This window comes from Paenibacillus sp. FW126-R14 (genome assembly GCF_058789495.1).
On the sequence record NZ_JBYTBS010000096.1, the window covers coordinates 1 to 14,387 of the forward strand.

The window sequence follows — 14,387 nt, forward strand, 5'->3', positions numbered from 1 at the left end:
GGCTAAAATTAATTCAGAATCTGTAATTCTATGATGAATTTATTTATTGACTGACCGATCATTCAATGATAAAGTTTGGTTAAATCCATTATTTGGGGGGTATATGAATGGACCTTTTTTACGAAGTAACCGGTCATGGAAAACCTGTCGTGATGATTCATGGAGGTGGCGCTGATTCGAGGGATTGGACGTATCTAGTTCCGCTTCTGGCAAAACATTATCAGGCCATCACTTTCGATGGACGAGGGTGTGGGCTATCTCCATCCCAAACCCAACCTGCTAATTATGTTGCAGACGTCCTTAGTTTCTTAGATTATATGCGGATCGAAAAGGCTGTTATCATTGGTCACTCGGTTGGAGGCCAGATTGCAACGGAATTCGCTCTTTCTTATCCTGAACGCCTACAAGAACTTATCTTAGTTGCTCCTGCTTTGTCGGGATTTGTTCACTCGCCAGATCTGCTTGCATCTTTTCAAAGTATTCAGGCTGCTGCACCAGATGTTTCCAAAATGACAGAACTTGTTGTCACCTCACCCTTTTGTTCCGTCATCAAGAACAGTCCCCATCGTAAATTGATGACAATCATGACGGAGCATAACATTAATCGGATGTTTGAGTGGACTGAATTCGGAGCCGTTTGGCCTAAGCCTCCTGCCATTGAACGTTTAGATAAGTTAAAAACAAGGACGTTATTTATTCGTGGAATGTTAGATCATGAAGATAGTTATACGATCGAAAATCATTTTCGATCGGCACCGAATATGAAGTTCGTTCAAGTTGCAGGAGGAGATCATATGTTAAACCTCACTCATGCTGAAGATATATTCAACCATATAACTGAATTTTTGGAGGATTGACTTAGCTGTGCCACGTACACCAGAAGAGAATGAGCGGATTCGACAAGCTGCTAAGGTTAAAATCGAAGCCGCAGCGATGACGACTTTTATAAAGAAAGGCTACCATTCAACCTCAATTGATGATGTAGCAAAACAGGCCAAAATATCCAAGGGCTTGCTTTACAATTATTACAAAGGCAAAGAAGAGCTTCTTGGGGCTTTGGTTCGATTAAGAATCGGAGAAATCGTGGAAGTGATGGAAACTGCCGCTGCGTTGAAGACTCCGGTAGATCAGCTTCGTTATATCGTGGAGGGCGCGTTGAATAATGTGTACCACCGCCCAGACGTATATCGATTCTACTTGAATTTGCAAACACAGCCAGAAGACGACCGTGTCCTTTCAGTCTATAGAGATCAACTTAATGAGGAGTCCCGTAAACAATTTGAACTGCAGTGCAAGATGTTTGAGAATCTAGGGGTAAGGGAACCAAAGTTGAGATCACTTCACTTCTCGGCAACTCTTCAAGGTGCAATGCTGATGTTGACTACTTATTCAAAAGGATTCCCGGTCAAAGAGATTAAGGAACAGATCATTAAGGAATATTGCAATTGCTCACCAGAGTAGTAATCGTAGACAATATTGAGTTAGCGAGGAACTACAGCTTAATTGATAATGTAGTAGTTGATAGTGGTAATAACTTGATTTGTTTAGATGACTTTCCAGATGTGACATGTCTAAAACACTTTAAGCATTTACTTAAATATTCAGATAAAGTATTGCATTGTGATGCAGAGCAATTAAAACATAAAGGACCGGCCTGCCGATCCTTTACCCGTGTTTATCGTACCTAACGCGACTATGTATCCATCGGGATATGGTCCCACTCCTCATTGTTGCAGCCGACCATCCAGAACAATCCCCTGCGTCTTTCCATCACGATGCTTTCATTCATGCCGGAGGGGGCAGCCTGTCCTTGGATGCGACTGTTGACGCACGCCCAATGAAGACGGTAAGTTTTATCCGCCTCATCCAGAATTTCTTCCCGGCTGCGCATGGTGGTCTGTCGATAAAATTCATCGAACGATTCGCATCTTGAGAGGACCTCAATAGCAAAGTTGCAGTCACACGTATGATCGGGGAAATCCAAAGTATCCACCAACTGCAGCGCCCAGATCAGAGGCCAGTATGCTTCATATTGCCAAGTAATATTAATGGCCTCTTGTGGCGTCGGCTCCTCCGCTTCCAACAAACGGCGCTCACTCCCGATCAGCTGGTTTTCTACACTGTATTTTCGAAGCATGTTCATCACAAAATCCTTCGACGCGGCTAGATCACCGCCTTGGGCGACATCACAAGCGTACTGGATTACGATCAGAAGAGCAACAGCTCTCTTTGCAATCTCTTCTTGAGATTTCCACAGGCAATTCGCTATGGGTGGGAGCTGCGGCAGTGTGTCCAGATATGGAATATCGCGTTCCCGGATATAATCAATGGACGCCGACTTCCTACGCTCGCCTTCTTCGGACGCCGCCTCCGGCCCCAACACTTTATTTGTGCAAGCTCGTGGGTGGAAGTCGGCTGGACCTGATGTCCCGTCTGGATGCACAATGACTTGTCCGTCATAATCAAGTAGGGTGCCGTCTTGTATAAAGCCTATTCCTTTGATTCTGGACATCAGTGCCATGCACAGTCGCATCTGCTCTTCGCCAAGCTCTTTCTCCGCTTCCAGCGAAATCAACGTATTGAAAACGGAGATTTGCGTTAGGACAAGCTCTTTACGCTTCTCGTCGACAAAAGGTATGCGATTGTAAAAACCTATCATCCCAGGAATATTCGTTTCGAAATAATCGGGATTCGCTGTCTCGTTTGTGACCCTAATCGTCGTCTTCCGCTTTTTGAACAGCGAACCAGTTTTAACAACATAATTATTGCCGTTTTTCTCAATAGTATGGCTTTTCGCGTACAGGTCTGTGATGATATCGCTGATATCGTCGATGTTGTTTCTGGATGCGAAGATAGAAAAATACTTCAAATTTCAGCCTCCTTTGGGTTTACATAACTAGACTACAAGTCTTCCTAAGCGGCTGTCAAATTCTTGCCAGTTCTGTGATAACATATGTATAAATAAAATTTTCAAGCATTAGCGAAATGAAATCAACGAAAAATTTTTATCAAGTTAGCTGGATATTATAATCGGAGGTTTGAATCTATGAAAAATAAATTAGAACAAGATATTATTTCAACGGCAGAAAGCTTCAGGAATAATTTTTCTGATAAAGGAAATTTTGATTTTAGCGTGCAAAGTCTATGTTTACTTGACGATATATTAGAAGAATTATGTGAGTATGAATTAGATAATGATGCAGTGGATTCTGTTTCCTCCATGGCTGGAAGTTACATTTTCGAAGTTGCAAGAAGAAATTATGGTGGGCAGTACTTTTGGATACAAGAGAGAGAGCAGCCTGTTCTTGTCACTGGTGAGCCGGAATTTTCAATTTCAATACTAGCATTCGATAAAGTTAGAGGTAGAATTCAGAATGGTAAAGAAGACGAGATACCCTATTACTTTAAGGGATATGTCGAGGCAATTGAAAAAGGCAAGAAAACAGGATACTCTGCAACAATTGTTTAAGTTTAAGAGATTAAACAAATTTGCGGACAGATGATACTGAAAATAACCATGAACTCCCTCGAAATCATTTGTTGAGTAATCCTAATAACTGTTACTTGGATACTGATTTTACTATTGACGTTGGCGGTTACAATTTTGCTTTATCCTCAAGAATATGGTCCAAGTGTAATTATTCAATTGTGGAAAAAGATGCTCATCAGGCATTAGACTCAGAAGAATAGCATATTAAAAGACACCGCGGCAGTGAAAAGTGCACAGTTCAAAATGCATGAGGAGCCAGAAGGGACGGTTTGGACATTAAATAGGGTAGATGCAAGTCATCTAAACATAAATGTTGATTCATTTGAAGATTTAGTTCGAAGGAAAACACGGGTTCAGAATTTAATAAAGCAAAGTGGATTACTTATGACTTCCCGAAAAATGATTATTTAATGCTGAAGGACTTATTGCGTGGGTGACCTATTGTTACTTGATGAAAGATTTATTTTATTAAAGGGTAAAGGAACGTTTGAATGGATGAATCAAGATTCAGCGATACAGGTCAAAGTGTTTATGATTTTTTGCGGAAGTCCGATTTTGTACTTATTGAATGTCCTAATTGCTTGAAATGTGCAAGAGGCATAAAAATACATGATGAGAATTATGAGTACAAGCTGATTTGCAAGACATGCGGTATACTTAGAAGTCCCAAAATGAGCTCAAGTGGTAGTGGTACTTTCATGGGGGAAAATCTTTGGTTAAGAACTAGCTGTTGTGGTAGTTTGCTTTGGGCTTATAACAAAGAGCATTTAGATTTTTTGGATAAGTTTATTACTTCCTCATTGCGAGAACGAATCCCTTATAAAAATCAAAGTTTAGCAAGCAGGCTTCCTGCTTGGATAAAGAATAGAAAAAATCGTCATGAACTTGCTAAAGGTTTAGCAAGACTTAGGGATAAATTAGAGAATTCATGAACGTAAATAACCACTAATTGAAAGATTATTTTATGCTCTAGATGTATACATCGTGTATAATTAAATCGAATAGTTTAACGAGAATCGAAAGTAATCCATGTAAATAAGGGGATAGTAATGAACGAAGAGGATGTTAAGCAGCGTATTAAAGATTACCAGCAGTTAGAAGGAGTGCATCCTCTTATTTGCGGAAACAACAGTAAACACGAGAAATTATACCCTAAGGTGCTTGAACAAGGGTTGGTACTTCTTTGTCCTAATTGCAATTACATACAGACCTACATCCCTGATCTCTTTTTGGATGATGGTTTTTATGAGTGGCTGCGAGGCATGAAAAGCTTAAATTAAGTCGAAAGCGGCAAAAAATTTTGAGAAGGATATTTACTGTTTACTGTAGCGTTCACAATTTAATTCCCAACAAGCCTGATTGTGTTGTAAAACACAGCGGGCTTTTTTTGAAGAGGTGCATAGTCGAGGTTATCATATAATGGTTTTGAAAAAAGTCTCGATTAGCCATATACTTAGCAATGATTATTCTTTTACAGAGGTGAAGTTCAAATGGAAGTCGATGATTCAAAACAAATCATATTGCAAGTCGGCGCTGCCCTAAAAAAATTTAGAAAAGAAAAAAACATGAGCCTAGAAGAGTTAGCGGAGTTAACAGGCGTTAGTAAACTCACGCTTGGAAATATTGAGCGTGGCGAAACAAATCCAACAATAGCCATGATATGGAAAATATCGAAAGGCATATCTTTACCGCTTATGGCTTTGTTCAAATCTGATGATCCTGTAGGTCTTTACCGAGCTGGCGAGGGGCTGCGGTTTACTAGCGATCAAAAGAATTGGGTTGTTGAACCCATTTTTAAAAACGCAAGTTACGATATTGAAATGTGTCGTGCTTATTTGCAACCAAATAGCTCGTATCACCCTGAAGGTCATCATCTGAATTCGACTGAAATTGCGACAGTCATGACAGGTGCAGTTGAAATTCAAGTTAATGGAGAGGTCTACTTTTTGAATCAATATGATTCGATCAGTTTCCGCGCAGATCGTCCACATTCCTACACGAATCATACGGATAGCGAAGCTGTGCTTCATATTTTATTAAAATATGGCATGTAAGTTTCAAATAAATTACTGGATTATTTTTAAATACGACTAAGAAGTCCATGTTACCATGGGGATTTCTTTGTTGTATTTTTATTTTCAGAAAAATATTTCATGATATACTTATTGTAAAATAAAATACAGTATACTATACTAATTATATTCGCGCGAATAGTTAGTCAATCATTTTTCAATCGGAAGTAAGGAGAAATTTTAGAATGTCAAATCAAATAGAAAAAAGTCGAAAAAAACAAGCTGTTTCATCTTCTACGTGGCTGATAATTCTAGGCATTATTGTTATCGCGGCTAATCTGCGTGCTCCCTTAACTTCGGTTGGTCCTTTAACTAGTCTCATTAGGGATGACGTTCATATTTCAAATACGTTAGCAGGCCTGATTACTACGGTGCCATTGCTTGCTTTTGCCTTATTATCGCCTTTTGTACCTAAGTTAGGTCGAAAATATGGAGTGGAACTCGTCATTTGGATTTCCCTTATATTTTTAACAGTTGGCATTGTTATACGTTCTCTAACCGGGGCAGCAAATTTGTATATGGGGACTGCGATTCTTGGATTTGCAATTGCAGTGTGTAATGTCTTATTGCCAAGTTTAATCAAACGGGATTTCCCTAATAAAATTGGCTTCATGATAGGTGTATATTCTATTTCGATGAATTTATGCGGAGCGATCGCTTCGGGAATCAGTGTGCCGCTAGCCGTAGGTGCAGGTTTGAAGTGGCAAGGCGCTTTGGGAATCTGGGGTATTCTAAGCTTTTTATCCATCCTCAGTTGGATGCCGCAATTAAGAAGTCGATCAAAACAAGAAGTATTTGTCGCTGGCAGCAATCAACCGATCAACCATGATGTGAATGTTTGGCGTTCGCCTCTGGCTTGGCAAGTAACCTTGTTTATGGGCACACAATCCATGATATTCTATGTGCTGATTGCATGGTTGCCTGAAATTTTAAAACAGCAAGGAATCGATTCAAGTCAATCAGGATGGTATCTCTCGATTATGCAGCTAGCTCTGCTTCCATTTACCTTTATTGTCCCCGTTATTGCCGGACGCATGTCTAGCCAACGTTCATTAGTGACCATTACATCCATTTTGATTTTGACGGGAACACTCGGACTGCTTTATGGAAGTTCCAATCTTATTCTATTGTGGATCATCATACTTGGCATTGGTGGAGGTTTCGCCTTTAGCTTGTCCATGATGTTTTTCGGCTTGCGTACTGAAAATTCTCATCAGGCTGCTGAACTGTCTGGAATGGCGCAATCGATCGGATACCTCCTTGCAGCAATTGGTCCTTCGTTGATTGGATATCTGCATGATGCGACAAAGAGTTGGACCCTGCCACTTTTCATACTAATAGGCGCTTCTGTACTTCTATTTATGTTTGGTATAGGTGCAGCAAGGAACCGATTTGTTGGTACCCCTAAAACTAATTATGGCTTACAATAATTCAAAATGTTAAATACAGTTACCGGCCAAGTACTACATTCCACAGGTGGGTTTAATTAAAGGGTTATACTCTCTAAAATTTAGGTCCAAGGGAGAATGCAGGATGGTAGAAAAAACAGATGTTAACAGCATCATCAATACGCTTTATGTAGAAGGCATAATTGATAATGATGTGATTGCAACTAATAATAAGACCGGAACTACGGATGGTATCGTTTATTTTCTTTCTGAGGGCGAAGAAACTAAATACGTTTTGAAAATTGACAGTCCGCATCAAATTAGTTTGGCCGAACAATTTTTTCGAACTTATCGACACCTTGCACTCTTTCCTAAAATTCTCTATACGGATCCTTCAAAAGCGTACTTCGTGTATACACACATTACAGGTACAACTCATTATGATCGTGGATTAAAAATAAATTGGCTGACAATTTTAATAAAAGAGCTTTTCAATAATTACGAAAAATATGTACAGAATGATAAATGGGGGAGGCTAGGATCTCCGATTCAATCTTGGCGTGAGTGGAACTGCCGGAGTTTGGTGGATACTAGAAAAGATTGGGGAAGCCTGTTATCCATTGAGGATTACAATAGAGTAGAATCGATATTTGAGAACATATCGAAAAATGAAGATCAAAAAGCAAGATATTTTCTGCATGGCGATACGGGAGTGCATAATTTTGTATTTAACGACCATTCACTGGTCGGTATTATCGACCCATCACCGATGATTGGTCCTATGCTTTACGATTTCACTTACGCTTTTTGCTCTTCACCAGACGATTTGAACCTAGAAACTTTAATGGCAGCCTTTGATTTGCTCCATCATGAGCCAATTGAAAGATCAATGTTGATTGATGAAGTAGTTTTTCAACTTTATTGTCGAATTGGGATCTGTACAAGACACCATCCGCATGATTTAGAGGATTACTTAAAAGCATGGGAATATTGGAAGTCGGTGTAACAGATAGGAGATCATACGTGGTGCAAAAAAACGCCGATTACCTTAAGCAGGTGACCGGCGTTTGCTATTAACGTTTCGGCATTTTGCTCTCATCCATATAAAGCAGGTTCCAGCGATGACCGTCTAGGTCGGCAAAGCCTGCTCCGTACATCCAGCCGTCAGTATCACTCGGCTTGCCAAAGATGCTTCCTCCGGCAAACTCTACTTTTTGAATAAAGGCATCTACTTCTTCTCTGCTTCCAGCGCCAATGGAAAATATGACTTCTGCGCTATGGGAAGTATCTGCGGTTTTTGCACCTGTAAATTTCTCAAATACCGCATCCGGGAACAGCAGAATCGTTGTTTGGCCTACGGTAAGCTTGGCTCTCTCGTTGCCATAGCTCACTGCCTGTAATCCAATCTCATTGAAAAAGGCAGCTGACCTCTGAACATCTTTGACCGGCAGGTTAATCCAAATCTCCTGTGACATGGTTGTAGCCTCCTAGAAAAAATTTTTACTCCACTTATTATACTCTAATTCTGGCAGCGGAAGCGAACCTGTACAATAAATTTAGCTGTAGAACGAGAGCAGTTTGAGGCAGTAAAGTTCTTGCCTTAGAACGGAGCGGATATAAACTTTAAGAGCATTTTACTTGACCTTATAAAGATTCAGATTAAGTATGCTTAATCCGAAACTATTTGAAAAAGCAGAATATTATGTAACATCAATCTCCATCTATGGAGAAGGCTATGGCGAAATAGTTAAATATTTGATCATTTTTGATCGTTTAATGGGGTGTTAGTGTTGGAATTTGGGATATATACATTAGCAGATCTAAGATCAGATCCACATACGGGGATAAGTATCAGTGCAAGACAGCGGCTGAACGAAATCATACAAGCGGCGAAAATCGCCGATGAAGCAGGGCTGGACGTTTTTGGCGTTGGCGAACATCATCGTTTGGACTATGCAATATCCTCGCCGCAGATGGTCTTGTCTGCAATTTCACAAGTTACCAAGCGAATTAAACTGACCAGTGCTGCAACTATTTTCAATACGGTAGACCCTGTACGTCTATTTGAGGATTTTGCGACACTTGATCTTTTATCCAATGGACGCGCCGAGATCATGGCGGGGCGTGGAGCTTATATAGAGTCCTTTCCTCTATTTGGTTATAATTTGGAGAATTGCGATGAGTTGTTCGAAGAAAATATCCATTTATTTCGTGAGCTGAGTGCGAATGAAAGAGTCACCTGGACGGGGCGTTTTCGCTCCGAATTTCTGGACGCTGAAATCTCGCCGCGACCTGTTCAGAAAAGTATCCCCTTATGGATCGCCGTTCAAGAAAGTTTAGACAGTGCTACAAGGGCCGGCAGATTTGGTACTGGATTAGCGCTAGTGGTGTTTGAAGGCGATCCGATGCGGTTCAAACCGCTTGTAGACACGTATCGGCGTTCTGCTTATGAAGCTGGTCATGCTCAGGCAGATTTGAAGGTTGGAGTAAACGGGCATGTCTATATGGCTGAAACAACTCAGAAGGCGAGAGATGAATTCTATCCCTATCATCTTAATTATTGGGAAAATGATATTTCAAGGGCGGATTTTGAACAGTTGTCTGGAGAAGGAACTGCCTTGTTTGTTGGAAGTTCGCAGCAAATTATCGAAAAAATTTTGCATCAATACGAGCTGTTTGGACATCAGCGATTTATGGCCCAATTGGATATGGGCGGGATGCCATTTAAAAAAGTAGCGGAGAACATTGAAAGATTGGCAACCGAAATCGCTCCAGTTGTACGAAAGGCGATTCAGAAATGATCTGACTATTATGGATGCTTCGAGCCCGGGCCACAAGAGCGGCAGGACTAAGACTTATTTCGCGTCTTTGCCTGCCGCTGTTGCATTTATCGGATATCCCTACTCCGCGCTGATTCGCAGCGGGAAGCTTGTAAGAATGGCTGTCATGGCGTCCTCGTGCTGAATCGTGCCCGTCTCGCCATCCTTCGTATAGCTGATGCTCATCGGCAGTCTGATTTGGACGGAATATTCGCCAAAAGGAACTTGCTTCCCGTCGGAATCTTTCTGATCCCAAGTAAAGTCAAGCGAATGTACTTCGCCGCTAACCATTTTTGCATCGAGAGAATCGATTTGGCCGGACCAAACTGGCGTCAACGATCCATCCGTCGTATCCCGACGGGAGATGTCGATTTGGAACGAAGTCGTTGGCTGCATCGTCAGGGCACCCTCGCTCATATTCCGGACCGCGAACTGGATACCGACATCTCTTCCATATGGTTGAAAAGCTTCGCTGGAGATATTACCGGTGTCATTCTTAACGAAAACCTTCAAATCAAACGGATAATTTCCTCCACCGGATCCGAGTTCGGTAATGATTTTAGTTTGCTTGATTACTGTAATCGGTTTTACCTCTACATGCGTAGGGGGAACGTAAGCTTCGGGATCCTGATCTTTTTTTACAGCGTATATCCACGAATCGCCGAGCCACGAGCTGTGAATATGATACCAGCCGCCTCCGTGCTCGAATGAACTAACAGTCTGAGGTGAAAGGGTGCCAAGCACACGGGCCGCCTTGTTCGGATGTTCGTAAACAACCGTCGTTTTGTCTAACTTAAGGGCTGTTTCTTCGCTGCGCAAGTCCGCAGGATAACCCATTTTCGGGTTTACCCAGTGTGGGCCATCCCAAGTATCTACATAGTACCAATCTTTCCATACGATTTTCGATGTGAACCACTGTGAGGCAAGCCAACCTGCCAAATTACTGGCGGCGTCCGGCGAATCGAACATCGGTGAGGTTGTCGGTAATTCAAACGAAATGCCTGAGCTGTTCGCACCATACGTTTGCACATCGTCAATGATCGGGTGCAGCGGACGCATCCACCGATAGCCGAGCCAGGTTTGGACTAAATAATTGCCATCCACAGCATACAGGACGCGCAGCAGTTGAGGAGAAAGAGATCCCGCGCTCCGAGCGCCAGGGCTCTTATCAGTATAGAAGTTCTCCTTCTCGGTCAACAGGATATGTTGATAGTAGTCTTCCCGAAACTCGGGGTTTTGCACGTGAACCCAGCGTTCTCCGTCAGACGTTTTAATTTCGAACCAGACAGCCTCATGAGTCTGAATCAGTTTACGATCCCATCCCGGTTCTGCACCATCGACTGTCACGACTTGAGGTGCGGCAGAATATAGCTTCTGACCATCGATCGAGTCATACACAGGTGTAAGCTGCTCATTTAAAACGAGTTCGATGGGTAAAGGAAGCAGCGCGGAGCTTGAATCAGCGGCATGCACGTCGTTGTCGTAGAACAATCCGCTAAGCAGGATTACGGATAGTAAGGTAAGCGCTTGTTTTCGCATACAAGGTTTCCTCCAATGCTCGTCAGAGCTGAATTTCAGGATATATAGGTTGACGCATTTGGGGGGTGAAATGTTTCGATAATTTATGGATCGAAATTGGTTTTGCGAGGAATTTGAATAGGTTTTTATTTGCTTATACTTGCTTTGCATCAACCTTGGCAAGCTCGTTCGTCCTTCAGCGACAACAAAGTCATTAACCCATGTTAGAAATCGGATTAAATGGGTAATCCAAGAAACTTTTTCACAACAGCCTCCGTCTAATGAAGTAGTTGGAAGGAGTGAGCGGATGAATAGGAAATGGATAGTTAGCTCAGTAATAGGTGTATGGGCCATGAGTTTCATCGTTGCAACTGCCTCGGCAGCGGCCTCGACTGATCTGCCAGAATCGCAGGTCATTACCACCGTGAAGGATGCTCCATTTTATTCCCATATGTCAGAAGGAACACCCACGGGATATATAAGTAGTTTTCAAACACTTAAAGTCAAGGAAACGGTAGGTGACGGCAAGGAAGTTTGGTACAAAGTAGTTACCTGGCTGGGCGAGCAATGGATGCCTAGAAGAGATGGTGTGGTCGTACTCGGAAAAATCGAAGCCATGGACTACATTGCGCACACTTTGAACGTTGAGAGGATATATGATTCGCCATATTCAATGGAACAGGAACTCGTGACGCTTCCCCCACAAGAGGTGCACATTACCGGGAGCTATAACAGTTGGTATCGTTTCAACACGGAAGACGGGAAGGTGTGGTGGCTTTATTCTCCTTTGCTGCAAGAGAAAATCCGAGAGGAATCCGCTGATTTCGATATGCTTCTCACCCGCGAGGAACAATTGTATGGAATTCCTTACCTTACAAAAGCACCAATGACTCTCGCTCCGCAAACTGTTCATGTTCTTGCCCTGTGGGACACGGGAAAAGAGGGGTACCGTTTCAGGGAAATCATTTGGTATAAGATTCAAACGGATCAAGGACCTCTATGGGTGCAGCCGAAAGGCGAAAAAAACGGCGTCAAGCCTGTACATGAGTTCATTGTATTACCTACAGGAGGCTATGGTACATCTGTACCGGAATCGGACGACCCATTGATATGGTTCGAAGCGGGGAGCAAGTTGGAGGCATGGGCTCGCTGGGGGGACTGGTTTCAGATTAAGACCGGCACGTCGGAAAAGGTTTGGATCAATCCGAGTTTTTCACTTCATAAGCGCCCTCTCGGAACGGCAGCTTCAAGCGAAATGCTGCATTTTAATGAAGAAACGGCCGCTTATACCTTTCCAAGCCCTGAAGCTGTCGTTCGTCCAAAAGGTTACTATGCTCCGCAGGAGGTGCATAGTATAGCTAAATGGTCTGGTGACGGCATACTGGACTGGTACTTATTCCGCGGTTCTGACGGAGACCTGTGGGTTCCGAAGCCTCGAAACGACACCGACAGGTCATTGGTCGGAAGTTGGAGATTGTATCAGTCACAGCAAGGCGAGGCGGCTCGAGATCCACAAAAAGCTCCTCTTGAAATCACTCTGACGAAATATTCGCAAAGGCATAGCTTTTACCAAGATGAGAGCATCCCTTTTACACTTGAAGTACGAAACATATCGGCTAAAACGTTAACCGTTTCACCGACTGAGTTTGAAATACAAATCTTTAAACTTGGCGGGGAACCGGGAGAAGCTTTGAAACATCTGGAGAACAATGAACTCGTATGGAAAAGAAAACTGCCTCCACTTTCAACGGCGTTTCCAGAAAGCATGAGCTCGCAATCGATTTTTATCGAATGGGATCAAAAGGACTCTAGCGGGATGCCAGCTGTCCCTGGTGAGTATGCCATGCGGATTGTACCGACTTCCATCCATTTGGAAATGGGGGGAGCGAAAGAGACAAAGAGCATAGATAAGGATGACGTTCAGAAGATGATCGGCGATCCGGTGGTTTTTGGTATTATTGACGGGCATGAGTATAATGGGCCTTAATATTGCCTACTGTGCTGATGTACTTGAAATACTGTGAAGGAATGAAGTCATATGATTAACTTAAGATTGCTTGCAGGCTTTTATTCTCTCGCTTTAGCTACAGGTTATAAAAATAAAAATGAAATTATCCAGTGGGCGGATAATTGTATAGAGAAAAATGATGTTCCGTACGATTTTATTGAACTTTCACTCTCTAGTTCCAAGAATGTTGCTGATATACTATTTATTCTAAAATCATTATACGGTAAGCATGAATTTCAACTCCCTATGTATGTAATGTTGGGAAAACTACGCGCGGAATTTATTAATAAGAATATCTCGGCAGAGAATTTTTTTACTTATATCTATAACTTATATATTCAAGGCTGCACGTCAGATGAAGAAATGAGTCAATTTTCATTTTTAGATCGCTTAAGTGACGGATATTATTTGGCAAATACAGGTATTTTTGGAGAGGTAGAAGATATAGTACAGGATGCACTTGAAGAATTAGAGAAATTCGAAGAGTATATTGTCATTTTGAGTTTTGAGTGATGGCTCATTCAACTAACGGTGAACTGTAACGCAATAACCAGGGAGCATCTTGCCACGCGGCAGTTGCTCCCTGATTTCGTTAAAGTAAAGGGAGGATAGTCGAATCATTTCACGAATACCTCAAATGTAAAAAATGCGCAAAGTTTATAAATAAGGCGTTATGTAAAATACCTTAAAATCTATATAAAGGAAGATAAAACATGAAATCTAATAAAATTCTATGGAATGATGAAGATTTTGATAAAATGAATTGGCATGACTGTAAGGTGCATGGAATAGGATTTGACAATGAAAACTATAAGCTAATATTTGATATAGATTATATTTTAGAATGGGTTAAACCAGAGAAGGACAACCTATACTTCAAGTTTTGGGTAGCGCCTTCCACATTGATATTTGAGAATGTATATGACCTAAATATTGATTTATCTATATTTGATGGTTTTGAGATAGGTGAAGTATTGAGGAGTGAACCTAAGGAACCTCGAAATAAAGAATACATTAATAGAAATATTGAATGGTCGTGGCATATTTCGTCTAATCAAGGAGAAATAGCTTTTAAATCCGTTGGGTATACAC

15 protein-coding genes are annotated in these 14,387 nt (G+C 41.7%); 12 read left to right on the top strand and 3 right to left on the bottom strand.

What is annotated here, in order from left to right:
* Positions 1 to 107 precede the first annotated feature (107 nt).
* Entirely contained in the window at positions 108 to 857 is a 750-nt protein-coding gene (locus AC3WRW_RS31645; protein WP_492550197.1) for an alpha/beta fold hydrolase, read from the top strand.
* Positions 858 to 864: 7 nt separating this feature from the next.
* A complete protein-coding gene (locus AC3WRW_RS31650; protein WP_492550198.1) occupies positions 865 to 1,461 on the top strand; it encodes a TetR/AcrR family transcriptional regulator in 597 nt (198 codons plus the stop codon).
* Positions 1,462 to 1,693: 232 nt separating this feature from the next.
* Here the strand turns inward: AC3WRW_RS31650 and AC3WRW_RS31655 are convergent, their stop codons facing one another.
* Positions 1,694 to 2,869 carry a DUF4272 domain-containing protein gene (locus tag AC3WRW_RS31655; RefSeq protein WP_492550199.1) on the bottom strand — a complete coding sequence of 392 codons (1,176 nt, stop codon included), beginning with the start codon at positions 2,867 to 2,869 and terminating at the stop codon, positions 1,694 to 1,696.
* A 177-nt stretch (positions 2,870 to 3,046) separates the two neighbouring features.
* Here AC3WRW_RS31655 and AC3WRW_RS31660 point away from each other — a divergent pair, with 177 nt between their 5' ends.
* From AC3WRW_RS31660 to AC3WRW_RS31685, 6 genes are all read left to right on the top strand, one after another.
* Positions 3,047 to 3,469: a hypothetical protein gene (locus tag AC3WRW_RS31660; RefSeq protein ID WP_492550200.1), complete on the top strand. Its 423-nt coding sequence runs from the start codon at positions 3,047 to 3,049 to the stop codon at positions 3,467 to 3,469.
* 512 nt (positions 3,470 to 3,981) lie between these two features.
* The gene (locus AC3WRW_RS31665; RefSeq protein ID WP_492550201.1) at positions 3,982 to 4,422 is read left to right on the top strand and encodes a hypothetical protein; all 441 of its coding nucleotides are present in this window, start codon (positions 3,982 to 3,984) and stop codon (positions 4,420 to 4,422) included.
* 117 nt (positions 4,423 to 4,539) lie between these two features.
* Positions 4,540 to 4,770 carry a hypothetical protein gene (locus AC3WRW_RS31670; RefSeq protein ID WP_492550202.1) on the top strand — a complete coding sequence of 77 codons (231 nt, stop codon included), beginning with the start codon at positions 4,540 to 4,542 and terminating at the stop codon, positions 4,768 to 4,770.
* A 210-nt stretch (positions 4,771 to 4,980) separates the two neighbouring features.
* Entirely contained in the window at positions 4,981 to 5,544 is a 564-nt protein-coding gene (locus AC3WRW_RS31675; RefSeq protein ID WP_492550203.1) for a helix-turn-helix domain-containing protein, read from the top strand.
* Between the two features lie 203 nt (positions 5,545 to 5,747).
* Positions 5,748 to 6,992, top strand: a complete 1,245-nt coding sequence (locus AC3WRW_RS31680; protein WP_492550204.1) for a CynX/NimT family MFS transporter — start codon at positions 5,748 to 5,750, stop codon at positions 6,990 to 6,992.
* A gap of 103 nt (positions 6,993 to 7,095) precedes the next feature.
* The gene (locus AC3WRW_RS31685) at positions 7,096 to 7,956 is read left to right on the top strand and encodes a phosphotransferase (RefSeq protein ID WP_492550205.1); all 861 of its coding nucleotides are present in this window, start codon (positions 7,096 to 7,098) and stop codon (positions 7,954 to 7,956) included.
* Positions 7,957 to 8,023: 67 nt separating this feature from the next.
* Here the strand turns inward: AC3WRW_RS31685 and AC3WRW_RS31690 are convergent, their stop codons facing one another.
* Positions 8,024 to 8,425, bottom strand: a complete 402-nt coding sequence (locus tag AC3WRW_RS31690) for a VOC family protein (RefSeq protein WP_492550206.1) — start codon at positions 8,423 to 8,425, stop codon at positions 8,024 to 8,026.
* A 315-nt stretch (positions 8,426 to 8,740) separates the two neighbouring features.
* Between AC3WRW_RS31690 and AC3WRW_RS31695 the strand changes: the two genes are divergently transcribed.
* Entirely contained in the window at positions 8,741 to 9,751 is a 1,011-nt protein-coding gene (locus AC3WRW_RS31695; protein ID WP_492550207.1) for an LLM class flavin-dependent oxidoreductase, read from the top strand.
* 99 nt (positions 9,752 to 9,850) lie between these two features.
* Here AC3WRW_RS31695 and AC3WRW_RS31700 read toward each other — a convergent pair whose 3' ends face one another.
* On the bottom strand, positions 9,851 to 11,308 hold the full coding sequence (locus tag AC3WRW_RS31700) for a flagellar hook assembly protein FlgD (protein ID WP_492550208.1): 1,458 nt from the start codon (positions 11,306 to 11,308) through the stop codon (positions 9,851 to 9,853).
* Between the two features lie 331 nt (positions 11,309 to 11,639).
* On the opposite strand from AC3WRW_RS31700, the gene AC3WRW_RS31705 reads away from it, so the two are divergent.
* The 3 genes from AC3WRW_RS31705 to AC3WRW_RS31715 form a co-directional block, all read left to right on the top strand.
* Complete coding sequence (locus AC3WRW_RS31705) at positions 11,640 to 13,274, top strand: hypothetical protein (RefSeq protein ID WP_492550209.1); 1,635 nt, start codon at positions 11,640 to 11,642, stop codon at positions 13,272 to 13,274.
* Between the two features lie 51 nt (positions 13,275 to 13,325).
* Entirely contained in the window at positions 13,326 to 13,808 is a 483-nt protein-coding gene (locus AC3WRW_RS31710; protein ID WP_492550210.1) for a hypothetical protein, read from the top strand.
* A 200-nt stretch (positions 13,809 to 14,008) separates the two neighbouring features.
* Positions 14,009 to 14,387, top strand: a 379-nt coding sequence (locus AC3WRW_RS31715) for a hypothetical protein (RefSeq protein WP_492550211.1), incomplete at its 3' end; no start/stop codon positions are given.